At 73.2% G+C, this 25,027-nt stretch carries 24 protein-coding genes and 1 pseudogene; 13 read left to right on the top strand and 12 right to left on the bottom strand.

What is annotated here, in order from left to right:
* Positions 1-68 precede the first annotated feature (68 nt).
* Positions 69-419, top strand: a complete 351-nt coding sequence (locus tag ACRWND_RS13055) for a hypothetical protein (RefSeq protein ID WP_431948886.1) — start codon at positions 69-71, stop codon at positions 417-419.
* A 119-nt stretch (positions 420-538) separates the two neighbouring features.
* Here ACRWND_RS13055 and ACRWND_RS13050 read toward each other — a convergent pair whose 3' ends face one another.
* Genes ACRWND_RS13050 through deoC form a run of 3 tightly spaced genes read right to left on the bottom strand, consistent with a single transcriptional unit; the run spans position 539 to position 3,926 of the window.
* Positions 539-1,432, bottom strand: coding sequence for an aldehyde dehydrogenase family protein (locus ACRWND_RS13050; protein ID WP_431948885.1), 894 nt, complete (start codon positions 1,430-1,432; stop codon positions 539-541).
* Positions 1,425-2,921: an aldehyde dehydrogenase family protein gene (locus ACRWND_RS13045; protein ID WP_431948884.1), complete on the bottom strand. Its 1,497-nt coding sequence runs from the start codon at positions 2,919-2,921 to the stop codon at positions 1,425-1,427. Before ACRWND_RS13045 ends, ACRWND_RS13050 begins: the two co-directional genes overlap by 8 nt.
* A 9-nt stretch (positions 2,922-2,930) precedes the next feature.
* Positions 2,931-3,926: a deoxyribose-phosphate aldolase gene (gene deoC / locus ACRWND_RS13040; RefSeq protein WP_431948940.1), complete on the bottom strand. Its 996-nt coding sequence runs from the start codon at positions 3,924-3,926 to the stop codon at positions 2,931-2,933.
* A 130-nt stretch (positions 3,927-4,056) separates the two neighbouring features.
* Between deoC and ACRWND_RS13035 the strand changes: the two genes are divergently transcribed.
* The 3 genes from ACRWND_RS13035 to ACRWND_RS13025 all read left to right on the top strand — a co-directional run bounded on the left by ACRWND_RS13035 (position 4,057) and on the right by ACRWND_RS13025 (position 6,353).
* Positions 4,057-4,659, top strand: a complete 603-nt coding sequence (locus ACRWND_RS13035; protein ID WP_431948883.1) for a SigE family RNA polymerase sigma factor — start codon at positions 4,057-4,059, stop codon at positions 4,657-4,659.
* Positions 4,659-5,621 (top strand): hypothetical protein, encoded by a 963-nt coding sequence (locus tag ACRWND_RS13030; protein WP_431948882.1) that lies wholly within the window; start codon positions 4,659-4,661, stop codon positions 5,619-5,621. The genes ACRWND_RS13035 and ACRWND_RS13030 overlap by 1 nt, the downstream gene beginning before the upstream one ends.
* Positions 5,622-5,699: 78 nt before the next feature.
* Positions 5,700-6,353: a PH domain-containing protein gene (locus ACRWND_RS13025; protein WP_431948881.1), complete on the top strand. Its 654-nt coding sequence runs from the start codon at positions 5,700-5,702 to the stop codon at positions 6,351-6,353.
* A 114-nt stretch (positions 6,354-6,467) separates the two neighbouring features.
* Here the strand turns inward: ACRWND_RS13025 and ACRWND_RS13020 are convergent, their stop codons facing one another.
* The 3 genes from ACRWND_RS13020 to ACRWND_RS13010 all read right to left on the bottom strand — a co-directional run bounded on the left by ACRWND_RS13020 (position 6,468) and on the right by ACRWND_RS13010 (position 9,952).
* A complete protein-coding gene (locus ACRWND_RS13020) occupies positions 6,468-8,192 on the bottom strand; it encodes a phospho-sugar mutase (protein ID WP_431948880.1) in 1,725 nt (574 codons plus the stop codon).
* A gap of 235 nt (positions 8,193-8,427) precedes the next feature.
* Positions 8,428-9,261, bottom strand: a complete 834-nt coding sequence (locus ACRWND_RS13015; protein WP_431948879.1) for a purine-nucleoside phosphorylase — start codon at positions 9,259-9,261, stop codon at positions 8,428-8,430.
* A gap of 253 nt (positions 9,262-9,514) precedes the next feature.
* On the bottom strand, positions 9,515-9,952 hold the full coding sequence (locus ACRWND_RS13010; protein ID WP_431948878.1) for a gamma-glutamylcyclotransferase: 438 nt from the start codon (positions 9,950-9,952) through the stop codon (positions 9,515-9,517).
* Between the two features lie 63 nt (positions 9,953-10,015).
* On the opposite strand from ACRWND_RS13010, the gene ACRWND_RS13005 reads away from it, so the two are divergent.
* Positions 10,016-11,464 carry an NAD(P)H-quinone dehydrogenase gene (locus ACRWND_RS13005; protein ID WP_431948877.1) on the top strand — a complete coding sequence of 483 codons (1,449 nt, stop codon included), beginning with the start codon at positions 10,016-10,018 and terminating at the stop codon, positions 11,462-11,464.
* A gap of 190 nt (positions 11,465-11,654) precedes the next feature.
* Positions 11,655-12,644, top strand: coding sequence for a DeoR/GlpR family DNA-binding transcription regulator (locus ACRWND_RS13000; RefSeq protein WP_431948939.1), 990 nt, complete (start codon positions 11,655-11,657; stop codon positions 12,642-12,644).
* Positions 12,645-12,735: 91 nt separating this feature from the next.
* On the opposite strand, the gene ACRWND_RS12995 is transcribed toward ACRWND_RS13000, so the two are convergent.
* Positions 12,736-14,508, bottom strand: a complete 1,773-nt coding sequence (locus ACRWND_RS12995) for an acetyl/propionyl/methylcrotonyl-CoA carboxylase subunit alpha (RefSeq protein ID WP_431948876.1) — start codon at positions 14,506-14,508, stop codon at positions 12,736-12,738.
* 375 nt (positions 14,509-14,883) lie between these two features.
* Here ACRWND_RS12995 and ACRWND_RS12990 point away from each other — a divergent pair, with 375 nt between their 5' ends.
* Complete coding sequence (locus tag ACRWND_RS12990) at positions 14,884-15,345, top strand: hypothetical protein (RefSeq protein WP_431948875.1); 462 nt, start codon at positions 14,884-14,886, stop codon at positions 15,343-15,345.
* 60 nt (positions 15,346-15,405) lie between these two features.
* Here ACRWND_RS12990 and ACRWND_RS12985 read toward each other — a convergent pair whose 3' ends face one another.
* From ACRWND_RS12985 to ACRWND_RS12970, 4 genes are all read right to left on the bottom strand, one after another.
* Complete coding sequence (locus ACRWND_RS12985; protein WP_431948874.1) at positions 15,406-16,017, bottom strand: nucleoside triphosphate pyrophosphatase; 612 nt, start codon at positions 16,015-16,017, stop codon at positions 15,406-15,408.
* Positions 16,018-16,031: 14 nt separating this feature from the next.
* Positions 16,032-16,163: a morphogenic membrane protein MmpB gene (gene mmpB / locus ACRWND_RS12980; protein WP_431948873.1), complete on the bottom strand. Its 132-nt coding sequence runs from the start codon at positions 16,161-16,163 to the stop codon at positions 16,032-16,034.
* 144 nt (positions 16,164-16,307) lie between these two features.
* Entirely contained in the window at positions 16,308-16,514 is a 207-nt protein-coding gene (locus ACRWND_RS12975) for an acyl-CoA carboxylase epsilon subunit (RefSeq protein WP_431948872.1), read from the bottom strand.
* Positions 16,515-16,529: 15 nt separating this feature from the next.
* On the bottom strand, positions 16,530-18,119 hold the full coding sequence (locus ACRWND_RS12970; RefSeq protein ID WP_431948871.1) for an acyl-CoA carboxylase subunit beta: 1,590 nt from the start codon (positions 18,117-18,119) through the stop codon (positions 16,530-16,532).
* A gap of 218 nt (positions 18,120-18,337) precedes the next feature.
* Here ACRWND_RS12970 and ACRWND_RS12965 point away from each other — a divergent pair, with 218 nt between their 5' ends.
* The 6 genes and pseudogenes from ACRWND_RS12965 to hutH all read left to right on the top strand — a co-directional run bounded on the left by ACRWND_RS12965 (position 18,338) and on the right by hutH (position 24,556).
* A complete protein-coding gene (locus tag ACRWND_RS12965) occupies positions 18,338-19,180 on the top strand; it encodes a biotin--[acetyl-CoA-carboxylase] ligase (RefSeq protein ID WP_431948870.1) in 843 nt (280 codons plus the stop codon).
* A 91-nt stretch (positions 19,181-19,271) separates the two neighbouring features.
* Complete coding sequence (locus ACRWND_RS12960; RefSeq protein ID WP_431948869.1) at positions 19,272-20,420, top strand: adenylate/guanylate cyclase domain-containing protein; 1,149 nt, start codon at positions 19,272-19,274, stop codon at positions 20,418-20,420.
* A gap of 65 nt (positions 20,421-20,485) precedes the next feature.
* Positions 20,486-20,722, top strand: a pseudogene (locus ACRWND_RS12955) (adenylate/guanylate cyclase domain-containing protein); the annotation flags it as partial.
* A gap of 69 nt (positions 20,723-20,791) precedes the next feature.
* Positions 20,792-21,595, top strand: coding sequence for an enoyl-CoA hydratase/isomerase family protein (locus ACRWND_RS12950; RefSeq protein WP_431948868.1), 804 nt, complete (start codon positions 20,792-20,794; stop codon positions 21,593-21,595).
* 102 nt (positions 21,596-21,697) lie between these two features.
* Entirely contained in the window at positions 21,698-22,849 is a 1,152-nt protein-coding gene (locus tag ACRWND_RS12945) for a diguanylate cyclase domain-containing protein (RefSeq protein WP_431948867.1), read from the top strand.
* A 141-nt stretch (positions 22,850-22,990) separates the two neighbouring features.
* The gene (gene hutH, locus ACRWND_RS12940) at positions 22,991-24,556 is read left to right on the top strand and encodes a histidine ammonia-lyase (RefSeq protein ID WP_431948938.1); all 1,566 of its coding nucleotides are present in this window, start codon (positions 22,991-22,993) and stop codon (positions 24,554-24,556) included.
* A gap of 75 nt (positions 24,557-24,631) precedes the next feature.
* Here the strand turns inward: hutH and ACRWND_RS12935 are convergent, their stop codons facing one another.
* Positions 24,632-24,922: a hypothetical protein gene (locus ACRWND_RS12935; protein ID WP_431948866.1), complete on the bottom strand. Its 291-nt coding sequence runs from the start codon at positions 24,920-24,922 to the stop codon at positions 24,632-24,634.
* Between the last annotated feature and the right edge of the window lie 105 nt (positions 24,923-25,027).

Genomic DNA, 25,027 nt, shown 5'->3' with positions numbered 1-25,027 from the left:
GGCGACGGCCGTCGCGCCGTCCGCTGACCGGTCCGTGCGCGGGCCGGCGACCAGGCAGGTGGATCCTCATGCCGCAGTTCTCCCGTCATCTCCTCCGCGCCGCCGTGCTCGCGGTGTCGTCCGTCGCGGCCGTCGCCTCCGCGGGGGCGGCGCACGCGGACGCCCGAAGCGGAGGTGAGGCCACGCTCGCCGAGAACGGCCGGGCCGCGACGTCTGCCCTGGTCGGCACGGTGAACCACCTGCCGGTCAACCCGCTCGCGCGGACGGCAGTCAACCCGCTGGACAATTCCGTGGGTTCGCAGGTCGCCGACTTCAAGCCGGTCTCCACGGCGTACGTCACCAAGCCGGTCGCCGACAGCCGCACCGTCGCCGACCTGCCGCTGGTCGGCGACGGCGTCGGCAAGCTGCAGCGCGGCTGACGCCGTCGCCGGTACAGGCGAGCGGCGGGCCTCCGCGCCGACGCATCGGTCGTGGGGGCCGTACGGCCGTGCGGGCGCCGCCCGTCCCGGTGACGGGACGGGCCGCCGGGGGGAAGCGGTCAGTAGGCGGAACCCGAGGACGCGCCGGCCCCGGCCGGATGCCAGACGGTCTTGGTCTCCAGGAAGGCCGTCATCCGGTCCGTGCCGGGCTCGGCGGCCCAGTCCACAGCCTGTGGACGGAGCACGCGCTTGAGGTTGTCCGCGGCGGCGACCTCCAGTTCCTTCGCGAGCTCGGGGTCGTCCACCGTCCCGGCCAGGTCCAGCGCGTTGACGTCCATGTGCGCGGCGAGCGTCGGAGCGACCTCGGAGGCGCGGCCGGAGAGGATGTTGACGACCCCGCCCGGCAGGTCGGAGGTGGCCAGTACCTCGCCCAGCGACAGCGCGGGCAGCGGGGCCCGCTCGCTGGTCACCACGACCGCGGTGTTGCCGGTGGCGATCACCGGGGCGATCACCGAGACCAGACCCAGGAAGGACGACTCCTGGGGCGCGACGACCGCGACGACACCGGTCGGCTCGGGGCTCGACAGGTTGAAGTACGGCCCCGCCACCGGGTTGGCGCCGCCCACGACCTGAGCGATCTTGTCCGTCCAGCCCGCGTACCAGACCCAGCGGTCGATCGCGGCGTCCACCACGGCCGCCGCCTTGGACTTCGACAGCCCCTCGGCCTGGCCTACCTCGCGGACGAACTGCTCCCGGCGGCCCTCGAGCATCTCCGCGACGCGGTAGAGGATCTGCCCCCGGTTGTACGCGGTCGCGCCCGACCAGCCGCCGAACGCCTTGCGGGCGGCGGACACCGCGTCACGGGCGTCCTTGCGGGAGGACTGCGGGGCGTTGGCGAGCCACGCGCCCTTGGAGTCGGTCACCTCGTACACCCGCCCGCTCTCGCTGCGGGGGAATTTGCCCCCGACGAACAGCTTGTAGGTCTTGAAGACGGACAGCCTTGCGTCAGACATCGAGGTACGCCTCCAGACCGTGGCGGCCGCCCTCGCGGCCGAAGCCCGACTCCTTGTAGCCGCCGAAGGGCGAGGTCGGGTCGAACTTGTTGAACGTGTTGGCCCACACCACCCCGGCCCGGAGCTGGTTCGCGACCGAGAGGATGCGCGAGCCCTTCTCCGTCCAGATCCCGGCGGACAGCCCGTACGGGGTGTTGTTGGCCTTCTCCACGGCCTCGGCCGGCGTGCGGAAGGTCAGCACCGACAGCACCGGGCCGAAGACCTCCTCGCGGGCGATGCGGTGCGCCTGGGTCACCCCGGTGAACACGGTGGGAGCGAACCAGTAGCCCGTGGAGGGCAGTTCGCACGCGGGCGACCAGCGCTCGGCGCCCTCGGCCTCGCCGGCCTCGGCGAGCTCGGTGATCCTGGCGAGCTGCTCGGCGGAGTTGATGGCCCCGATGTCGGTGTTCTTGTCCAGCGGGTCGCCGAGGCGCAGCGTCGACAGCCGGCGCTTGAGCGCGTCCAGCACCTCGTCCGCGACGGACTCCTGGACGAGCAGCCGGGAGCCCGCGCAGCAGACCTGGCCCTGGTTGAAGAAGATGCCGCCCACGATGCCCTCGACCGCCTGGTCGACCGGCGCGTCGTCGAAGACGATGTTGGCGCCCTTGCCGCCCAGTTCCAGGGTGAGCTTCTTGCGGCTGCCGGCGACGGTGCGGGCGATCTGCTTGCCGACGGCGGTGGAGCCCGTGAAGGCGACCTTGTCGACGCCCTCGTGGGCCACCAGCGCGGCGCCGGCGTCCCCGTAGCCGGGGAGGATGTTGACGACGCCCCTGGGCAGGCCCGCCTGGCGGCAGATGTCGGCGAAGAACAGGGCCGACAGGGGGGTGGTCTCGGCCGGCTTGAGGACGACCGTGTTGCCGGTGGCCAGCGCCGGGGCGATCTTCCACGCCAGCATCAGCAGGGGGAAGTTCCAGGGGATGACCTGGCCGGCCACGCCCAGCGGGCGGGGGTCCGGGCCGAAGCCGGCGTGCGCGAGCTTGTCGGCCCAGCCCGCGTAGTAGAAGAAGTGCGCGGCGACCAGCGGGAGGTCGGCGTCGCGGGTCTCCTTGATCGGCTTGCCGTTGTCCAGTGTCTCCAGCACCGCCAGCTCGCGCGAGCGCTCCTGGATGATCCGGGCGATGCGGAACAGGTACTTGGCGCGTTCCGAGCCGGGCAGCGCCGACCAGGAGGCGAAGGCCTTGCGGGCGGCCCGCACGGCCCGGTCGACGTCCGCCTCGCCGGCCCGGGCGACCTCGGAGAGAACCTCCTCGCTGGAGGGGCTCACCGTCTTGAAGGCCCGGCCGTCGGCGGCGTCGGTGAACTCGCCGTCGATGAACAGGCCGTAAGAGGGGGCGATGTCGACGACGGAACGGGACTCCGGCGCCGGCGCGTAGGCGAAGGCGGAGCCCGGCTTCGGCTGCCCGGCCGGCGGGGTCTGCTGGGGCTGCTGGTTGTGCTTGGTCTTGGTCATCGTGAGTTCTCAGTCCACCGTCACGTAGTCGGGACCGGAGTAGCGGCCGGTGCTCAGCTTCTGGCGCTGCATGAGCAGATCGTTCAGCAGGCTGGACGCGCCGAACCGGAACCACTCGTTGCTCAGCCACTCGTCGCCCACGGTCTCGTTGACGAGGACCAGGAACTTGATGGCGTCCTTGGAGGTGCGGATGCCGCCGGCCGGCTTCACGCCGACCTGCACGCCCGTGGCGGCGCGGAAGTCGCGCACGGCCTCGAGCATCAGCAGGGTGTTGGCGGGGGTGGCGTTGACCGCGACCTTGCCGGTGGAGGTCTTGATGAAGTCCGCGCCGGCGAGCATGCCGAGCCAGGAGGCGCGGCGGATGTTGTCGTACGTCGCGAGCTCGCCGGTCTCGAAGATCACCTTGAGGCGGGCGGAGCTGCCGTCAGGGCGGCGGCATGCCTCCTTGACCGCCTTGATCTCCTCGAAGACCTTCAGGTACCGGCCGGACAGGAAGGCGCCCCGGTCGATGACCATGTCCACTTCGTCGGCGCCCGCGGCCACCGCGTCGGCGGTGTCGGCCAGCTTGACCGGCAGCGCGGCCCGCCCGGCGGGGAAGGCGGTGGCGACGGAGGCGACACGCACGCCGGAGCCGCCGAGGGCCTCCTTGGCCGTCGCGACCATGTCCGGGTAGACGCAGATCGCGGCGACCCGCGGGGTCGCGCGGTCGGTCGGGTCCGGGTTGACGCCCTTGGCGGACAGCGCCCGGACCTTGCCCGGGGTGTCGGCGCCCTCGAGTGTGGTGAGGTCGATCATCGAGATCGCGAGGTCGATGGCGTACGCCTTCGCCGTGGTCTTGATCGAGCGGGTGCCGAGGCTTGCGGCGCGGGCTTCGAGGCCGACCGCGTCGACGCCGGGCAGCCCGTGCAGGAAGCGGCGCAGCGCGGCGTCGGAGGCCGTGACGTCGGCCATGGACGCCAGCCGGGCCGCGGCGTCGGGGCCGTGAGCGGGAACAGTGCTGGGCATGGTCACCAGGCCAGCATATCTACGCGCGTAGCGGATGTCACCGGTCGGGATGGGTCTGTTCGGACTCGCAGGCGGGGCCCGGCAACCGAATCGGCGGAACCGGTGGTCTGGTGGGTGAAGGGGGTCATCGATGAATCCAGACGACGAGGCGGAATTCCAAGGCTACGTCCGCGCCAGATGGACCCATCTGGTCAGGACCGCCTATCTGCTCACAGGTGACGGGCATCACGCCGAGGACCTGGCGCAGACGGCGTTGGCCAAGGCCTATCGGTCCTGGCGGCGGGTGCAGCGCAGCGACAATCCGGACGCGTATGTGCGGCGGATCCTGATCAGCTGCAACAAGGACCGCTTCCGCAAGAAACGCGTGGCCGAACGGCTCACAGACATACCGCCCGAAGGTGCGGGGGCCGACCCCACCGCGCGGGTGGCGCAGCGCGAGGTGCTGCTGGCGGCGCTCGGTGAGCTGCCCGCACGGCAGCGGGCCGTGGTCGTGCTGCGGTACTGGGACGACCTGTCGGAGACCGAGGTGGCCCACGTGCTGGGCTGCTCGGCCGGCACGGTCAAGAGCCAGGCGGCCCGGGGCCTGGCCAAGCTGCGGGCCCGGCTGGGCACGGCCGTGCCGGCTGCGGAGCCCGTCGGCGCCGGGGCGGCCGCGGGGCCCGGGGCTGGGGCGAGCGCTGGGACGGGGCCGTGGGGCATGGCGAAGGACGCGAAGGTCGGAGGAGGAGCCTGATGAGGGACATGGGGAACACGCCGGGGCACGGCCCCGCGGACGGTGACACGGAGTTCGAGGCGCGGCTGCGCGAGCTCCTCGAGGAACAGACGGACGTGCTGCGCACGGGCGAGGCGCCCTACGCCACGATCGTGCGGCACGGCAGGACGAGCCGCAGACGCCGGGTGCTCGCCGCGGGGGCGGGGCTGGCGGCGCTGGTCGCGGTGCCCGGCACGGCCATCGCGATGCACTACCAGCCAGACGCTGCCCAGCCCGCGAATGACACCCGCCTGTCGGCGCCGGCGAGCGCCGCCGAGTCGCACTCGTCCGCCCCGGGGCGGACGAGCGCGTCGCCCGGCGGGCCCGCGGGCCCGGCGACACCGGGGCAGCTGGCCGACGGGATCACGATGGAGCAGGCGGCCGAGGTACTGGGGAGGTGCCTCGCGTACAGCGGGGAACACCGACCCAAGGGGTTCCCCTTCGCACGCGACTACGGGAACGCCGAGGACTACCGCGTGATACTCGCGCTGAACGCCTCAGGTGACGAGAACTCCCCGGGCGATGGCATCCGCGTCGTGGCGGTCGCAACCGTGGACGGCAACCCCGTCCGTCTGATCTGCACGGACAAGAACGGGGAGGCGGGCAGTGTCGGCAGCAGTGTCGGAGCGGACGGCGCTGCGGGCCGTGGGCCCGTCGTGCCGGACGACAACGGCTACCAGCTCTACAAGGAGTACGGCGCCACCGGACCGCGGCTGCCCATCAAGCTTCCCTTCCGCTGGGGCAGCATCGGCACGGTCGACCCCGGGGTCGCCAAGGTCACCGTTTCCTGGGGCGGCGTCACGCAGCAGGCCGCGCTCGACCACGGCTACTTCGTCGCGACCGGGATACTCACCGCGCCGGAGGAATCCCTGCCCCACATCCAGGGCTACGACGCTGCGGGCAAGCGCGTCTACGACTCGCGAAAGGACAAGGCGTACCAGTAGGCGAGCGCTGACGCCGATGCACTAACGCAACCTCCGCGCCGCCCGGCGAAGCTCCGGGGTCAGGCACAATCTGATCTCATGACGAGCTCCAAGAACCCCGCCCCCGAACCGCAGCCCGGCCCCGGGCAGCCGAAGTACGCCGAGCGGTCCTTCCGCTCGGCGGCCGGTGTCGCCGGCGGTGCGCTCATGCTCGCCATCACGCTGTGGCTCGGCATCGACGCGATCGTCCGCGGCACGGGGAACACCCCCTGGGTGGCCCTCGCGCTGATGCTGCTGATCGTGCCGCTGATCGTCGCGTTCACCCTGCGCCCGGTGGTCCGGGCCGGCGAGGACCGCATCCTGGTCCGCAATCCCTTCCGCACCATCAGCGCGTCCTGGGGCGCTGTGGAGGGGCTGCGCGCGGGGTACTCGACCGAGCTGTTCGCGGAGGGCAGGAAGTACCAGATGTGGGCCATCCCGGTGTCGATGCGGGCGCGCAAGCGGGCGGCGCGGGCCGCCTCGCGCGCGGCCACCGGGGGCGAGCCGGGCGTGACCCCGGGGTCCCGTGCCGGCACCGAGGACGCGACCAGGGCCTGGTCCGACCGCGTGGTGGACGAGCTGCGCGAGCTCGCGCAGCGGCACGGCGGCCGGGAAGGCGCTCCCAGCGAGGTCACGGTCCGCTGGGCGTTCGAGGTGATCGCCCCGGCGGTGGCCGGTGCGGTCGTGCTGATTGTGCTGCTCGCCATCGGCTGAGCGCGCACCGGACGCGGTGCTCGCCCATCGGCTGAGCACCCGCAGGGACGGGGATGACGCGGCCCCGCGCCCGCGCCGGGAAGGGCCGGCTCGGGGCGGCGCCACCCCGCGGGGTCACGGGCGTGCCGCGGCCTCGTCCCCGGGGAGCCCGGCGGCGGTCGCGAGGTCGGCCTTGACGGCCGCCAGGACCTCGGCTGCCTGCGCGCGGACCGCTGCCAGCCGGTCGGCGCCCGGCACGGACAGCACGACCTCCAGGTAGCACTTCAGCTTGGGCTCCGTGCCGCTCGGCCGCACGATCACCCGGGCCGATTCGACACCGGCGTCCGGGGAGCCGGCCAGCCGGTAGCGAAGCCCGTCGGTGGGCGGCAACTCCGCACTGCCCTTGGCGAGGTCCTCGGCGGTGACGACGGAGAGTCCGGCCAGCGAGCTGGGCGGCCGCTCGCGCAGCCGGCTCATCGCGTCGTCGATGACCGACAGGTCGGCGACCCGCACCGAGAGCTGATCGGTGGCGTGCAGCCCGTACTCCAGGGCGATGTCGTCCAGCAGGTCGGCGAGCGTGCGGCCCTTGGCCTTGAGCTCGGCGGTCAGCTCCGCCACGGCCAGGGCGGCGGTGACACCGTCCTTGTCGCGCACCCCCGCGGGGTCGACGCAGTAGCCGAGCGCCTCCTCGTAGCCGAAGCGCAGGCCCTCCACCCGGGAGATCCACTTGAAGCCGGTCAGGGTCTCGGCGTAGGGCAGGCCCGCGCGGGCCGCGATGCGGGACAGCAGGGAGGAGGAGACGATGCTGGCCGCGAAGGTGCCGATGGCCCGGCGGTGCACCAGATGGGTGGCGAGCAGCGCGCCGACCTCGTCGCCGCGCAGCATCCGCCAGCCGCCCGCGGCGGCGCGGTCGGGCACGGCCACGGCGCAGCGGTCGGCGTCGGGGTCGTTGGCGATGACGATGTCGGGGCCGAGCGCCCGGGCGGCGGCGAAGGCCAGGTCCATCGCCCCCGGCTCCTCCGGGTTGGGGAAGGCGACGGTCGGGAAGTCCGGGTCGGGCTCGCCCTGTTCGGCGACGACGTGCGGAGCGGGGAACCCGGCCCGCACGAAGGCGGCGGTCAGCACATCGCGACCCACCCCGTGCAGGGGGGTGTAGACCACCGAGACGTCGCGCGGGGTGTGCCGGTCCACGACGGAGGAGGCGCGGTCCAGGTAGGCCTCCACGACCTCCTCGCCGAGCGTCTCCCAGCCCTCGTCGGCCAGCGGCACGCCGGCGAGCGGGCCGACCGCGGCGATCTCCTCGGCGATCCCGGCGTCGGCGGGAGGGACGATCTGCGAGCCGTCGCCCAGGTAGACCTTGTAGCCGTTGTCGCGCGGAGGGTTGTGACTCGCGGTCACCGCGACGCCCGCGACCGCGCCGAGATGGCGGATGGCGAAGGCCAGCACGGGTGTCGGCAGCGGGCCGGGCAGCACGGCCGCCCGCAGGCCGGCGCCGACCATGACGGAGGCGGTGTCGCGGGCGAAGTCCACCGACTTGTGGCGGGCGTCGTGTCCCACGACGACCAGCCCGTCGCCCTGTCCCCGCGCCTTGAGGTAGGCGGCCAGACCGGCGGCGGCCCGGATGACCACGGAGCGGTTCATGCGCATGGGGCCGGCGCCGAGTTCCCCGCGCAGTCCCGCCGTGCCGAACTGCAGGGTGCCCGCGAACCTGGCCGCGAGGTCGTCGGCCGCGGCCGTGTCACCGGCCTCGACGGCCGCGAGCAGGGCCTCGAGCTCGGCTCGGGTGTCGGGGTCCGGGTCCTCGGCCAGCCAGGTGCGCGCCTGAGGGATCAGTTCCGCGTTCTCGCTTGCGCTTGCCACGTGATCTCCTGCGATGTCTCGGTCTTCGGTGCCGACCGCGCCGCGCTCGGGTCGGCCTGGCCTCGGCCCGTCGTGCCGTGACGGGTGCCTCGGCGGAAGGGCGGGGCGTGTGGCACGGTCGCCTCCGGCCGGGCGGCGGAGCCGGCCGCGGCGGCGAGCGCCGCTCCCCACCTCCCCGTGTGGGGTGCCTTCCCTCACCAGAGTGAGGGCACCCTCGAACTCGCGCGCGGGGTGGTCAGATCCGCTTGAGCACCTGGGCGAGCAGGCTGCCCATCCGGGCGGCTGAGTCGCGGCCCGCCTCCAGGACCTCCTCGTGGTTCAGCGGCTCGCCCGTCATGCCGGCGGCGAGGTTGGTCACCAGGGAGATGCCGAGCACCTCGGCGCCCGCCTCGCGGGCGGCGATGGCCTCCAGCGCGGTGGACATGCCGACGAGGTCGCCGCCGATGGCCCGCACCATGTTGATCTCGGCCGGGGTCTCGTAGTGCGGGCCGGGGAGCTGGACGTAGACGCCCTCCTCCAGGGAGGGGTCGATCTCCTTGCACAGGGCACGCAGACGCGGCGAGTACAGGTCGGTGAGGTCGACGAAGTTGGCGCCGACGATCGGCGAGGTGGCCGTCATGTTGATGTGGTCGCCGATCAGCACGGCCTGGCCGGGGCGGTAGGTGGGGCGCAGCCCGCCGCAGCCGTTGGTCAGGACGACGGTCTTGCAGCCGGCGGCGACGGCGGTGCGCACGCCGTGCACGACGGTGGCGACTCCGTGGCCCTCGTAGTAGTGGTTGCGGCCGAGGTAGACCAGCGCCCGCTTGTCGCCGATCCGCACGGAACGCACGGTGCCGGAGTGTCCCGCCACGGCGGGCGGCGGGAAGCCCGGCAGTTCGGTCACCGCGAACTCGTACTCGGCCTCGCCGAGGGCGTCGGCGGCCGGCACCCATCCGGAGCCCATGACCAGGGCGACGTCGTGGGTCTCGCCGCCGGTCAGTTCGCGCAGGCGGGCGGCGGCGGCCGTGGCGGCGGCGTACGGGTCGCCCAGCGGGGTGCGGGCGGCGGGGGGAGTTGCGGAAGAGTTCACGCGCATGAGAGTAGCCGGTTATCTCCTACGCGCGTAGACGCTCCGGGTCACGGTCTGCGAAATTTCAGAGAATCCGCCGGTTGACTGCCCGCGCGGGGGCCTGGGAGGGCCGTCACGCCGCGCCATGGGCGCCCGGCCGGGCCGGCCTGATCCGGGGTGCGACGAGGTGCCGCACGCGGCGCTGCCGCGGTGTCCTCCGCGGCACCGCGCGCCCTGCCGCGCGTTCCGGCGCGCGCGGTCGTGCCGAACGCCGTCAGCAGGGCCGCTTGCGCAGCTCCATGACGTAGTCGTGCGGGGCGCCCGCCGACTCGGCCGCGTCCGCGATCTCGCCGAGATAGCGCGCCGACGGCAGTCCGCCCTCGTAGTCGTTGAGGACGTAGATCCATGCGGGCAGGTCGCCGTCGAGGGTGTGCACCCGCACCATGTGGCGCCGGTAGATCCCCAGTGGGACGCCCTCCCAGCGGTCCACCGCCTCCTCGTCGACCGGGGCGATGTCGTAGAGCCCGACGAAGACCTGGTGCAGCGGGTCCTCCACCAGGGTGGCGAGCGCGCCCTCCCAGCCCATCTGCTCGCCGCCGAAGGTCAGCCGCCAGCCGCTGAGCCAACCGGTGCCGCGCAGGGGGGAGTGCGGGGCGCGGCGCGTCATCAGCCGGGCGTCGAGGTTGCCGGCGTAGGCGGCGTAGAGCGACATGGACACGAGAGTACGACAGGGGGACGCCGCCCCCGTAAGTGATCAGTTGGCGCGTGCGGGACAATGGGGTACGTGACTCGGATCGTGATCATTGGTGGCGGACCCGGCGGATACGAAGCGGCCCTGGTGGCCAGCCAGCTGGGTGCGGAGGTGACGGTCGTCGACTGCGACGGCCTGGGCGGGGCTTCGGTGCTCACCGACTGCGTCCCGTCGAAGACCCTGATCGCGACAGCTGAGGTGATGACCACCTTCGACTCCTCGTACGAGGAACTCGGCATCATCGTGGCGGACGACACACCGCCCACCGAGAAGGCCGCCCGCGTCGTCGGTGTCGACCTCGGCAAGGTCAACCGGCGCGTCAAGCGCCTCGCGCTCGCCCAGTCCCACGACATCACCGCCTCCGTCACCCGCGCGGGCGCCCGCGTGATGCGCGGCCGCGGCCGGCTGGAGGGCATGCAGGCGATCGACGGCTCCCGCACCGTCGTCGTCGAGGCGGCCGACGGCAGTACGGAGACCCTCACCGCCGACGCCGTGCTGATCGCCACGGGCGGCCGCCCCCGTGAGCTGCCCGACGCGAAGCCGGACGGCGAGCGGATCCTGAACTGGACCCAGGTCTACGACCTGGAGGAGCTCCCCGAGGAGCTCATCGTGGTCGGCTCGGGCGTGACCGGCGCCGAGTTCGCCGGCGCGTACCAGGCGCTCGGCTCCAAGGTGACGCTCGTCTCCTCACGCGACCGCGTCCTGCCGGGCGAGGACCCGGACGCCGCCGCCGTCCTGGAGGACGTCTTCCGCCGCCGCGGCATGAACGTCATGGCCCGTTCCCGCGCCGAGGCCGTCAAGCGGGTCGGCGACCGCGTCGAGGTCACCCTCTCCGACGGGCGTGTGATCACCGGCAGCCACTGCCTCATGGCGGTCGGCGCGATACCGAACACCGCCGCCATGGGTCTGGAGGGCGCGGGCGTCAAGCTGAAGGAGTCCGGCCACATCTGGACGGACAAGGTCTCCCGCACCTCGGCCCCCGGCGTGTACGCGGCGGGCGACGTCACGGGCGTGTTCGCGCTCGCCTCGGTCGCCGCCATGCAGGGCCGGATCGCGATGTACCACTTCCTGGGCGAGACAGTCGGCCCGCTCAACCTCAAGACGGTCTCCTCCAACGTCTTCACCGACCCCGAGATCGCCACCGTCGGCTACACCCAGGCCGACGTCGACGCGGGCCTGATCGACGCACGGGTCGTCAAACTCCCGCTGCTGCGCAACCCGCGGGCCAAGATGCAGGGCATCAGGGACGGCTTCGTGAAGCTGTTCTGCCGTCCTGGCACCGGCATCGTGGTCGGCGGCGTCGTCGTCTCGCCGCGCGCCAGCGAACTCATCCACCCCATCGCGATCGCGGTCGACAACAATCTGACGGTCGAGCAGATAGCGAACACCTACACGGTCTATCCCTCGCTGTCGGGCTCGATCGCCGAATCCGCGCGGCAGTTGGCCACCCGCAAGGCGGCCGGCGAGCTGTGATCCGCGGCGGCACGTGCCGGGCGGCCGCGTCCGCGCGTGCCCGGCACCGTGACCGGGGATGCATATAGCACGGCACGTCCGCCTCTGCGAACAACTTCTGTTAATCGGTGCAAACTGCTGATAGCAGACGGTCATTGGCGTTACTGTCAGTTTCGTGTTCGCAGCAGAACGTCGCCAATTGATCCTCGAAATGGTGCGTGCCAACGGAGCGGTGTCGCTCCGCGAGCTCGCCCGCGTCGTCCAGACCTCGGAAGTGACCGTACGGCGTGACGTGCGGGCGCTGGAGGCAGAAGGACTGCTCGACCGCCGGCACGGCGGTGCGGTGCTGCCGGGGGGCTTCACCCGGGAGTCCGGCTTCCCGCAGAAATCCCATCTAGCGACCGCGGAGAAGACGGCGATCGCCGATCTCGCGGCAGGTCTCGTCGAGGAGGGCGAGGCCGTCGTCGTCGGCGCCGGCACGACCACCCAGGAGCTGGCGCGCCGGCTCGCCCGGGTGCCGGGTCTGACCGTCGTCACCAACTCCCTGCTGGTGGCGCAGGCCCTGGCGCATGCGAACCGGGTGGAGGTGGTCATGACCGGCGGCACGCTCCGAGGCTCCAACTACGCCCTCGTCGGCAGCGGGGCCGAGCAGTCGCTGCAAGGGCTGCGCGTGTCCCGGGCCTTCCTGTCCGGGGCGGGTCTGACCGCGGAACGCGGGCTGTCGACGTCCAACATGCTCTCCGCCAGCGTCGACCGGGCCCTGGTCCAGGCGGCCGCGGAGGTCGTGGTCCTGGCAGACCACACCAAGCTGGGCACGGACACCATGTTCCAGACGGTGCCCACCGACCTGATCACCCATCTGGTCACGGACGAGCCGCCGGCCGGCGACGACCGCGCCGCCACGGAGCTCCAGGCCCTGGCCGACTGCGGTGTCCAGGTCTCCGTCGCGTCGACGGACTCCGCGGAGTCCGGGATGTCCCACGGCCGGCAGCGGCGGGACATGCCGCCCGTGCCGGGCCCACGGCGCCACCAGCAGCCCTCCGGTCCGTATGCGGGCGGGGCGGCTCCCGGCGAGCCGCGTGCCAGGGCCGCCGGCCAGTCGGTCGGCGGTATGTCGGGGATGTCACCGCTGCGCACCACCCCTCTGAGCGGGGATCAGCAGTCGGCCCGGATCGCCGACCTGGCCCCGCGCAGGCGGTAGCCGCCGGCCCCTGACGGCGAGACGCCGCGGGCCCCGGCCGGACGAGCGGCCGGGACCCGCGGTGTTCGTGCTGCGGTCCGCGAGGGAGAGGTCAGTCCTTGATCTCGCAGAGGAGAGCGCCCGAGGACACGGAGGAACCGATGTCCGCGGTGAGGCCCTTGACGGTGCCGGAGCGGTGGGCGTTGATGGGCTGCTCCATCTTCATCGCCTCGAGCACCACCACCAGGTCGCCCTCGTTGACGTGCTGGCCTTCCTCGACGGCGACCTTGACGATGGTGCCCTGCATCGGGGAGGTCAGGGAGTCGCCGGAGGCGGCCGCGCCGGCCTTCTTGGCGGCGCGGCGCTTGGGGCGGGCGCCGCCGGCGGCGGCGGTACGGGCCAGGGTCATGCCCAGCGAAGCGGGCAGGGAGACCTCCAGGCGCTTGCCGCCGACCTCGACCACCACGGTCTCGCGGCCGGACTCGATGTCCTCCTCGGCGTCGGCCGGGGCGGCGAAGGGCTTGATGTCGTTGACGAACTCGGTCTCGATCCACCGGGTGTGGACGGTGAAGGGACCGGTCTCGCCGTAGACCTCGGGAGCGAACGCCGAGTCGGCGACCACCGCGCGGTGGAACGGGATGGCGGTGGCCATGCCCTCGACCTGGAACTCGGCGAGGGCGCGCGCGGCGCGCTGCAGGGCCTGCTGGCGGGTGGCGCCGGTGACGACGAGCTTGGCGAGCAGGGAGTCCCAGGCCGGGCCGATGACGCTGCCGGCCTCGACGCCTGCGTCCAGCCGGACACCGGGTCCGGTCGGCGGATCGAAACGGGTGACGGTGCCGGGGGCGGGCAGGAAGTTCCGGCCCGGGTCCTCGCCGTTGATGCGGAACTCGAAGGAGTGGCCGCGCATCGGCGGGTCGTCGTAGCCGAGCTCCTCGCCGTCGGCGATGCGGAACATCTCGCGGACCAGGTCGATGCCCGTGACCTCCTCGGTGACCGGGTGCTCGACCTGCAGACGGGTGTTCACCTCCAGGAAGGAGATGGTGCCGTCGGTGCCGACGAGGAACTCGCAGGTGCCGGCGCCGACGTAGCCGGCCTCCTTGAGGATGGCCTTGGACGCCGCGTAGAGCTGGGCGTTCTGCTCCGGGGTCAGGAAGGGCGCGGGGGCCTCCTCCACCAGCTTCTGGTGGCGGCGCTGCAGGGAGCAGTCACGGGTGGAGACGACCACGACGTTGCCGTGGGTGTCCGCCAGGCACTGGGTCTCCACGTGCCTCGGGCGGTCGAGGTAGCGCTCGACGAAGCACTCGCCGCGGCCGAAGGCGGCGACGGCCTCGCGGACGGCCGACTCGTAGAGCTCGGGGACCTCCTCCAGCGTGCGGGCGACCTTCAGGCCGCGTCCGCCGCCGCCGAAGGCGGCCTTGATCGCGATCGGCAGACCGTGCTCACGCGCGAAGGCGACGACCTCCTCGGCGCCCGAGACGGGGTCCGGGGTGCCGGCGACCAGGGGGGCTCCGGCGCGCTGGGCGATGTGCCGCGCGGCGACCTTGTCGCCGAGGTCGCGGATGGCCTGCGGCGGGGGGCCGATCCAGGTGAGCCCGGCGTCCAGGACGGCTTGGGCGAAGTCGGCGTTCTCCGACAGGAAGCCGTAGCCGGGGTGGACGGCGTCGGCCCCGGACTCGGCCGCGGCCGTCAGGACCTTGGAGATGTCCAGGTAACTGGTGGCCGGAGTGTCACCGCCCAGCGCGTACGCCTCGTCGGCCACGCGCACATGCAGCGCGTCCCGGTCGGGCTCCGCGTAGACGGCCACGCTGGCGATCCCGGCATCCCGGCAGGCACGGGCGACGCGGACTGCGATTTCACCGCGGTTGGCGATGAGCACCTTGCGCACGATGGCTCCCTCCTTGAAACAAGCAGAGTTTAGGTACTGGCGACACTTCGTGCCGAGGCACCCCTGGGGGTGAGCTTGCCCACACGGAGGGTGATTCGGGCCCCGCATCGGGACCCGGATGCCTTGGCTTCCTACGGTAAAGCCCTCTTTATCCCGGTGCTTGGAGCCCAGCGGTGTGGGCCCGGTCACCGCCCTCCACCGTGACCGACGGGGCACTGTTTTTGTGGGAACTCCACGAAGGCCCGGGTAAATCTTTGCCGGACTTGCGCCCCATACGGGTGGTGCCGCGCGGACTCTTGCCGCATCTTCTACCCGTTAGTAGCGTGCGCCTCGGGGAATACCGCCGGTAATAGGGGCCTGGGACGGGGAGGCGCAGTGCGCAGAAGTGTCGCCGCGGCGGCGGCCGTGGTGCTGGTCCTGGAGGCCCTGGGCTTCGCCCTCGTCCACTGGATCATGGGCATCGCCGTGCGCCACCAGCAGATGTCCCTGGCCGGGCTCGACCCGGGCGCGATGGCGGCGGGCGCCTGGGCGGCCGGTGTGGCGATGGCGCTCTTCCTCATCGCATGCGCGGCCGTCCTCGTGCGGATGGCGCGCCGCGACCGGGCCCCGGGCCGCGTCGGACGGATCGCCCTCCTGCTGTGCGCGGTGACCCACGGGGTCCTGGGCGCGGCGCTGGCCGCCCCCGTGGGCTGGGCCGCGTACGCGGTGATGATGGTCGTCCTGGGGTTCGTGGTGCTCACCCTCGTGCTCTACGCAGGGCAGACGCCGCAAGCCGTCCGGCGCGACGCGCCCGACGGGAGCACACCCCCGCCGCCCGTCGCCCCCGCGGCGGTGTGAGCCGGGCCGAACCGGCCGGGCCGGGCCCGATGCCGGGCCGCCCGGCGCCGGGCGGTCGGATCAGACCCAGAAGTCGGTGATGCGCAGGTCCAGCTCGGCGAGCAGACGGCGCAGCAGCGGCAGCGAGAGACCGATGACGTTGCCGTGGTCGCCCTCGATGCCCTCGACGAACGGCGCCGAGCGGCCGTCCAGGGTGAACGCGCCGGCCACGTGGAGCGGCTCGCCCGAGGCGACGTAGGCCGCGATCTCGGCGTCGTCCGGGGTGCCGAACCGCACCGTGGTGGAGGCGGTCGCCGAGACCCGGCGGCCGGTGGCGAGATCGATGACGCAGTGCCCGGTGCGCAGCACCCCGTGGCGGCCGCGCATGGACTTCCAGCGGGCCGTGGCGTCCTCGGCGTCGACGGGCTTGCCCAGGGCCTGGCCGTCCAGATCCAGGACGGAGTCGCAGCCGATGACGACCTCGGCGTCGCGGAGCCCCGCGGCGACCGCGGAGGCCTTGGCCTCGGCAAGCACCCGGGCCAGCTCGGCGGGGCTGTCCGCGCTGATCGCGTCCTCGTCCACACCGCTGACGACGACCCGCGGGTCGAGGCCGGCCTGCCGCAGCAGCCCCAGGCGCGCGGGGGAGGCCGAGGCGAGGACGAGCGGACGGGGGGTGCGGCTGCTGTCGGTCATGTGCGCCATCGTAGTCAGCCGTGCCAGGCCACCAGGGCGGTGACCAGGACGACGGCGACGGCGATCAGGAGCATCGCGCGGCGCAGCATCGCCTGCGCCTGCCGCATCTCGTCGGGGGGTTCCTCGGACGGGTCTGACCACAGCATGCCGTCCAGGTTGCGCCCTGGCGGACGCCCGCGCCTGAGTACGGATACTCAGGCGCGGGCAGACCGCCTTGATCAGCCAGGACGTCCCAAGCCGCCCCGGACCGGCCCGGCGTCCGGCGCGGGCCGGCGCGGTCGGCAGGCGGGTCAGTGCGGCCAGTAGGTGGAGCGCCAGGACGCCGGCGCCGGGCGCGGCACCCCGAGGGGGACGTTCCGGGCGGGGGACGCCCACTCGTCGGCCGCGGGCGGACCGTCGGCGGGCCGCGCGGCCGCCGCGGCCCGGGCCTGGACGAGGGCCACGACGGCCGCCAGCTCCTCGGGGGTCGGGTTGCCCCGTTCGACCTTGATCACCATGAGTGGGCGCGCTCCTTACAGGGGGATGTTGCCGTGCTTCTTGGGCGGCAGGCTCTCGCGCTTGTTGCGCAGCGTGCGCAGCGCCTTCACCAGGTGCAGGCGGGTCTCCGAGGGCAGGATGACCGTGTCGACGTAGCCGCGCTCCGCGGCGGTGTAGGGATTGAGCAGGGTGTCCTCGTACTCCTGCATCAGCTGGGCGCGCAGCGCGTCGGCCTCCTGCGGGGAGCCCGCCTCGACCAGGGAGCGGCGGTGCAGGATGTTGACCGCGCCCTGGGCGCCCATGACGGCGATCTGGGCAGTCGGCCAGGCCAGGTTGAGGTCGGCGCCGAGGTGCTTGGAGCCCATGACGTCGTAGGCGCCGCCGAAGGCCTTGCGGGTGATGACGGTGATCAGCGGCACCGTGGCCTCGGCGTACGCGTAGATCAGCTTGGCGCCGCGCCGGATGATGCCGTTCCACTCCTGGTCGGTGCCGGGCAGGAAGCCGGGGACGTCGACGAAGGTGAGGACGGGGATGTTGAAGCTGTCGCAGGTGCGCACGAAGCGCGCCGCCTTCTCGCTGGCGTTGATGTCCAGGCAGCCGGCGAACTGCATCGGCTGGTTGGCGACGACGCCGACCGGGTGGCCCTCGATCCGGCCGAAGCCCGTGACGATGTTGGGCGCGAACAGCGCCTGGGTCTCCAGGAACTCGCCGTCGTCCAGGACGTGCTCGACGACCTGGTGCATGTCGTAGGGCTGGTTCGCCGAGTCCGGGATCAGTGTGTCGAGTTCGAGGTCCTGCGCCGTGACCGCCGGCTCGGCCTCCTGCGGGTAGGCCGGGGCCTCCTGCAGGTTGTTGGACGGCAGGTAGGAGAGCAGCGCCTTGACGTACTCGATGGCGTCCTTCTCGTCCCCGGCCATGTGGTGGGCGTTGCCGGAGACGGTGTTGTGCGAACGGGCTCCGCCCAGCTCCTCGAAGCCGACGTCCTCACCGGTGACGGTCTTGATGACGTCCGGGCCGGTGATGAACATGTGCGAGGTCTGGTCGACCATCACCACGAAGTCGGTGATGGCGGGGGAGTAGACCGCGCCGCCCGCGCAGGGGCCCAGGATGAGCGAGATCTGCGGGATGACGCCGGAGGCGTGGGTGTTGCGGCGGAAGATCTCGCCGTACAGGCCGAGCGAGGTGACGCCCTCCTGGATGCGCGCGCCGCCGGAGTCGTTGATGCCGATGACCGGGCAGCCGGTCTTCAGCGCCCAGTCCATGACCTTGACGATCTTCTCGCCGAAGACCTCGCCGAGCGCGCCGCCGAAGACGGTGAAGTCCTGGGAGAACACCGCCACCGGGCGGCCGTCGACGGTGCCGTAGCCGGTGACGACGCCGTCGCCGTAGGGGCGGTTCTTCTCCAGGCCGAAGGCGGTCGAGCGGTGCCGTGCCAGCTCGTCCAGCTCGACGAAGGAGCCCTCGTCGAGCAGCAGTTCGACACGCTCGCGGGCGGTCAGCTTGCCCTTGGCGTGCTGTTTCTCCACCGCGCGCGCCGAGCCGGCGTGGGTCGCCTCGTGACTGCGGCGGCGCAGGTCCGCCAGCTTGCCCGCGGTGGTGTGGATGTCGATCTCCGGCTCGGCCATGGGGGGCGGCTCTCCTGCTCTCGTCGGGTCGTTTGGGGGGTGTGATGTGACTGGCGGGTAGAACGCTGTTTCCGTAGCGTAACCGCGCGGATGCTGCGTGGTCAGTGCGGCGTTGGACACACCCACTCCCAGGGTCCGCCTTCCCGGCCGCCGCGTCGTCCCGGAGCCGGGCGGGCCGCGTCCGCGGCGATCCGGGGGGCAGACCCTAGGCTGGGATCATGACCTCGAACCGCTGGTCCGACCTGGAGCGGCCACCGCTCAACGCGACCGCCCTGCGCCGCGCGATCGTCACCCCGGAAAGCCTGTGGACCGACCTGGACGTGGTCGACTCCACCGGCTCGACCAACAGCGACCTGGGGGCCCGGGCGCGGCAGGGCGCCGCCGAGGGCGCGGTCCTGGTCGCCGAGGAGCAGTCCGCGGGGCGCGGCCGCCTGGACCGCCGCTGGCAGGCCCCCGCCCGCTCCGGGCTCTTCTTCTCCGTGCTGCTGCGGCCGACCGCCGTTCCGCACCGGCTCTGGGGCTGGCTGCCGCTGCTGGCCGGCGTGGCGACCGCGAGCGCCGTGGCGCGGACGGCGGGCGTGGACACCGGGCTGAAGTGGCCCAACGACGTGCTCGTCACGGTCGGCGGCGAGGAGCGCAAGACCGGCGGCATCCTCGCCGAGCGCGTCGGCGACGACGCCGTGGTCATCGGCATCGGCCTCAACGTCACACTGCGCGAGGCGGAGCTGCCGGTCCCGACCGCCGGCTCACTCGCGCTCGCCGGGGCCGAGGTCACCGACCGCGATCCGCTGCTGCGCGCGGTGCTGCGTTCGCTCGCCGACTGGTACGGCGAGTGGCTGGGCGCCGGCGGCGAGCCGGGCGGCTCCCGGCTGCAGCAGGCGTACGCCGCCGGGTGCGTGACGCTGGGCCGCACCGTGCGGGCCGAACTGCCGGGCGGGGAGACGATCACCGGGCGCGCGGTGGCGGTCGACGACGACGGGCGGCTGGTCGTGGCGACCGGCGAGGGCGAGCGGGCGGTCGGCGCGGGCGACGTCGTCCATGTGCGCCCGGCGGGAGAGTGAGCCAGGCCACACCTGCCGTATTGTTGAGGCGGCAGCCTCCGGCGCGGTGATCGGAAGGGCCGGTGCGCAGGGACCCAGGAGGGGGCGGGCGGTGACCGTGGACGACGCGAGCGGCCTCCCGCCGCAGGAAGAGCCGGGCGGGCCTGACGACGGGCAGCCGGAACGCGAGGAGCGTGAGGAGCCCGAGGAACGGGGCGCTTCCGCCCGCGGGCACGTCCTCGAAGAGGACCCGATCGCGCTCCGCCTGGAACAGCTGATCATCGGCTACGAACGGCACTACACCCCTTTCCAGGCGGCCCGCAGTGCCGGCGTCTCCATGGACCTCGCCGCCCGGTTCTGGCGCGCGATGGGCTTCGCCGACATAGGCCAGGCCCGCGCGCTGACCGAGGCCGACGTCCTGGCGCTGCGGCGGCTGGCCGGTCTGGTCGAGGCGGGACTGATCAGCGAGAGCACGGCGATCCAGGTCGCGCGCTCCACCGGTCAGACCACGGCCCGGCTGGCCGAGTGGCAGACCGACTCCTTCCTGGAGGAGCTGACCGAGCCGCCCGAACCGGGCATGACCCGCGGTGAGGTGGCCTACCCGCTGGTCGAGCTGCTGCTGCCGGAGCTGGAGGAGTTCCTGACGTACGTGTGGCGCCGGCAGCTCGCCGCCGCCACCAGCCGGGTCGTCCGCTCGGACGACGAGGAGGCGGTGGACCGCCGGCTCGCCGTCGGCTTCGCGGACCTGGTGGGCTTCACGCGGCTCACCCGCCGGCTGGAGGAGGAGGAACTCGGCGAGCTGGTGGAGGCGTTCGAGACCACGGCCGCCGACCAGGTGGCCGCGCACGGCGGACGGCTCATCAAGACCCTCGGCGACGAAGTGCTGTTCGTCGCGGACGACGCCGGCACGGCCGCCGAGATCGGCATGCGGCTCATCGAGACGATGAACGGGGACGAGACCATGCCGGCGCTGCGGGTCGGCATGGCCTTCGGCACCGTCACGACCCGCATGGGCGACGTCTTCGGCACCACGGTGAACCTGGCGAGCCGGTTGACCTCGATAGCGCCTCGGGATGCGGTGCTGGTGGACGGTGAGCTGGCGCAGGCGCTCGTCGCGGCGGGCGAGGCGCCCGAGTCGGAGGCGGAGCTCGAGCCCGGGTCGGAGGAGAAGTACCGCTTCGGTCTGCAGCCGATGTGGCGGCGGCCGGTGCGCGGTCTCGGCGTGGTCGAGCCCTGGTTGCTGAACCGCCGGGGCGGCTGAGCGGGCGCGGCCACTAATAAATCGTGGTCGGGGTTCGCGGTCGTCGACGGCGCCAGACCGGCGCCGGCACCACGGTGAACCTGGCGAGCCGGTTGACCTCGATAGCGCCTCGAAATGCGGTGCTGGTGGACGGTGAGCTGGCGCAGGCGCTCGTCGCGGCGGGCGAGGCGCCCGAGTCGGAGGCGGAGCTCGAGCCCGGGTCGGAGGAGAAGTACCGCTTCGGTCTGCAGCCGATGTGGCGGCGGCCGGTGCGCGGTCTCGGCGTGGTCGAGCCCTGGTTGCTGAACCGCCGGGGCGGCTGAGCGGGCGCGGCCACTACGCTGGCCGTCGACGTTCACGATCGTTAACGGCGACCCGGAGGTGGCGGCGCGATGACCGAGCAGCGGTTTGGCGAGTGGGTGGCGGTACGCAGGCACGGTGACGCCGGGCGGGTGGCGGAACTGGTGCTGGACCGGCCCAAGGCGATGAACGCCATCTCGACGGACATGGCCCGGGCGCTCACCGAGGCGTGCGCGGCGCTGTCCGCGGACCGCTCGGTCAGCTGCGTCGTGCTCACCTCCACCCATGAGCGGGCGTTCTGCGTGGGCGCCGACCTCAAGGAGCGCAACTCCTTCACCGACGCCGACCTCGCGCGGCAGCGCCCGCACACGCGGGCCGCCTACACGGGCGTGCTGGAGCTGCCGATGCCCTCGGTGGCCTCGGTGCACGGCTTCGCCCTCGGCGGCGGGTACGAGCTGGCCCTGGCGTGCGACGTGATCGTCGCTGACCCCACGGCCGTCGTCGGGCTGCCCGAGGTCACGGTGGGTGTGATCCCCGGAGGTGGCGGCACGCAGCTGCTGCCGCGCCGGGTGGGTGCGGCGCGGGCGGCGCAGCTGGTCTTCACCGGTCGCCGGGTGCCCGCGGCGGAGGCGCTGGCGCTGGGGCTGGTGGACGTGCTCGCGGAGGAGGGCCAGGACCGCGTGGAGGCGCTGGCACTGGCCGCCACGATCGCGGCCAACTCCCCGGTGGGGCTGCGGGCGGCCAAGCGCGCGCTGCGTCTGGGGCAGGGGGCGGATCTGCGGACCGGGCTGGATGTGGAGGACGCGGCGTGGCGGGCGGTGGCCTTCTCCGGGGATCGTGCCGAGGGCGTCGCGGCGTTCAACGAGAAGCGCGACCCGGTGTGGCCGGGTGAGTGATTGAGCGGGGACACGACCGTGCCGCCGCCGCGTGACGTGCGGGGCCGTGCGACTGTCGCAGACTGGTAGGAAGATCTGCTGGCTGCGACAGGAGACGGGCGCATGAACGGCACCGGCGGGGACGCTCGACTGCGCGCCGTCGCCGAACTCGCGCGGGCGGTGGCGGCGGCGAAGTCGCCGATGGAGGCGGCCGTCGGCGCCGCCTCCTCGGCACGGGTCGCGCTAGGCGGCTCCATGGCGGCGATCTCCCGCTGGGAGCGCGACCGGGGACGGCTGCGGGTCCTGGTCAACGACGGGGACCTGGCGCCGGGGGAGGAGCCGCAACCCGCCGAGGAGGTGTACTCGGTCGCGGACTTCCCGGAGATCGTGGAGTTCCTGCACGCCAAGTGGACCGAGGGCGGTGAGCCGCACGCCTGGATCGAGACCGCCGAGGGTCCGTGCCCGGGCCGTGGCGGTGCCTACTGCCACCAGCGGGTGGCCACGCTGCGGCGGCGGGGCCGCACCTCCTGCGTCATCGCGCCGATCATGCTGCACGGGCTCGCCTGGGGGGAGCTGTACGTCGCCCGGGGCGCCGGACGGCCGGTCTTCGACCGGGACGACGCCGAGTTCGCGACGGTGCTGGCGACCCTCACCGCCGCCGGGATCGCCCAGACCGAACGGCTGGCGGAGGTGCGCCGGCTGGCCTTCAGCGACCCGCTGACCGGGCTGGCCAACCGGCGGGCCGTCGACCAGCGGCTGGAGGAGGCGGTGGAGCGGCACCGTGCCGACGGGACCCCGGTGAGCCTGGTCGTCTGCGACCTCAACGGGCTCAAGCGGGTCAACGACCAGCTCGGTCACGCCGTCGGCGACCGGCTGCTGGTCGGCTTCGGTTCCGTGCTGTCGCTGTGCGGGTCCGCCCTGGAGGGCAGCCTGGTGGCGCGGCTGGGCGGCGACGAGTTCTGCCTGCTCTCGGTCGGGCACAGCGCCGAGGAGGTCGTGGCGGTCGCCGAGGAGCTGTGCGTGCGCGCCAAGTGGCTGGGCCTGGGCGACGGGGTGGCGGTGGGGGTGGCGTCCACGGACGCCGAGATCGGCGTGGTGGCCTCGGGGCGCCGGCTGTTCCGGCTGGCGGACGCGGCCCAGTACCGGGCGAAGGCGCTGCACTCGGTGGAGCCGGTGGTCGCCGGGCGTGGGGCGCCCGAGGACCCGGTGGTCCGCCTGGCCGACCAGCCCGCGGGCCCCGACGTGGAGCGGCGCCGCTTCCGCGGGCGGGACTGAGCGGCGGCCGGGCAGCCGGGTGGCCGGCGTCAGGAGCAGAGCCCGGAAGTCCCCGCCCCGTCGGCGCCCGGGCTGCGCGGAAGAGGTCCGTCCGGCACGTGACAGGTAGCGATACAGTCCGTAGGGTTCGTGAATATGGGTATGCATAGCGTGGTGGTCGAGGCCCACGGGGTCACGGCGGAGGATGTGCTGGCGGTGGCCCGCGACGGTGCGCGGGTGGAGCTGTCCGCGGAGGCGCTGGCCGGGATCGCCGCGGCCCGCGAGGTCGTGGACGCCCTGGCGGCGAAACCGGAGCCGGTGTACGGGGTCTCGACGGGCTTCGGCGCGCTCGCGGTGCGGCACATCAGCCCCGAGCTGCGCGCACAGCTGCAGCGCAGCCTCGTCCGCTCGCACGCCGCCGGCATGGGCCCGCGTGTGGAGCGCGAGGTCGTGCGCGCGCTGATGTTCCTGCGGCTGAAGACCCTGGCCTCCGGACGCACCGGGGTCCGTCCCGTCGTCGCGGAGACGATGGCCTCGCTGCTCAACGCGGGCATCACCCCCGTCGTCCACGAGTACGGCTCCCTGGGCTGCTCCGGCGACCTGGCGCCGCTGTCGCACTGCGCGCTGGTGCTGATGGGCGAGGGCGAGGCGGAGGGCCCCGACGGTGTCGTGCGCCCCGCCGCCGAGCTGCTGGCCGAGCACGGCATCGAGCCCGTCGAGCTGCGCGAGAAGGAGGGCCTGGCCCTCATCAACGGCACCGACGGCATGCTCGGCATGCTCGTCATGGCCATCGAGGACCTGCGCCGGCTGTTCACCGCCGCCGACGTCACCGCCGCGCTGTCGCTGGAGGCGCTGCTGGGCACCGACAAGGTGCTCGCGCCCGAGCTGCACGCGATCCGCCCGCACCCCGGTCAGGCGGCCAGCGCCGAGAACATGCGCCGTGTGCTCGCCGGCTCGGGGCTCACCGGGCACCACCAGGACGACGCCCCGCGGGTGCAGGACGCGTACTCGATCCGCTGCGCCCCGCAGGTGGCCGGCGCGGGCCGGGACACCGTGGCGCACGCCATGACGGTGGCCGACCGCGAGCTGGCCGCCGCCGTCGACAACCCGGTCGTCCTCCTCGGCGACACCGCGGGTGAGGGACGCGTGGAGTCCAACGGCAACTTCCACGGCGCGCCCGTCGCCTATGTGCTGGACTTCCTGGCCATCGCCGCCGCCGACCTCGGCTCCATAGCGGAGCGGCGCACCGACCGGCTGCTGGACAAGAGCCGTTCGCACGGCCTGCCGGCCTTCCTGGCCGACGACCCGGGCGTGGACTCCGGCCTGATGATCGCCCAGTACACGCAGGCCGCGCTGGTCAGCGAGAACAAGCGGCTCGCGGTGCCCGCGTCGGTGGACTCCATCCCCTCCTCGGCGATGCAGGAGGACCACGTCTCGATGGGCTGGTCGGCCGCGCGCAAGTTGCGGCAGTCGGTGGACAACCTCGCCCGGATCATCGCGGTCGAGCTGATGGCCGCCGCCCGTGCCGTCGAGCTGCGTGTGCAGGGCAGCGAGGTTCTGGTGGCCGCCCCGGCGACCCAGGCGGTGCTGAAGGCGGCGCGCGAGGCGGGAGTGGGCGGCCCCGGTCCGGACCGCTTCCTGGCCCCGGATCTGGCGGCGGCGTACGACTTCGTGCGCGGCGGCGCCCTGGTGGCGGCAGCCGAGTCGGTGACCGGCCCGCTCTCCTGAGCCCAAACCCGGACCCGCCCAAACCCGGACCCGCCCGGTCCCGGCCCGCGGGCCGGGACCGGGCGGGAGGGGACTTCAGTGGACGTCGCGGGCGCGACGGCCGGCGTTGATCAGGAGTGCCGCGCCTAGGCCGAGGAAGGCGGTACCGCCGACCAGGTACGGCGTGGTGTCGACGCTTCCGGTGTCCGCCAGATGCTCTTCCTGACCGGTGCCGGACCTGGTCAGGGCGGCGGTGGAGGCGGACGACTGCGCGGTGGTGCTCGCCGTGTGCTCCGCGCTGGCGGACGCGTTGGGCACGAAGTACAGGGCACCCAGGACGGCGGCCGCCGTGACGGCGACGTAGGCGGACGGACGGTGCGAGGTCAACGGATCCCCCAGCGGTTGCGGCGACTTGACCGTGGGAGTCGATGGTAGTGATGCAACCGCCGCGGGGGGAAGTCGGCCCGGGGGGGGGGTTCCCCCCTCCGCCTC

Source organism: Actinacidiphila sp. bgisy167 (assembly GCF_965342175.1).
In the GTDB taxonomy this organism is placed as follows: Bacteria; Actinomycetota; Actinomycetes; order Streptomycetales; family Streptomycetaceae; genus Actinacidiphila.
This window is presented reverse-complemented; position numbering and strand designations above follow the sequence as displayed.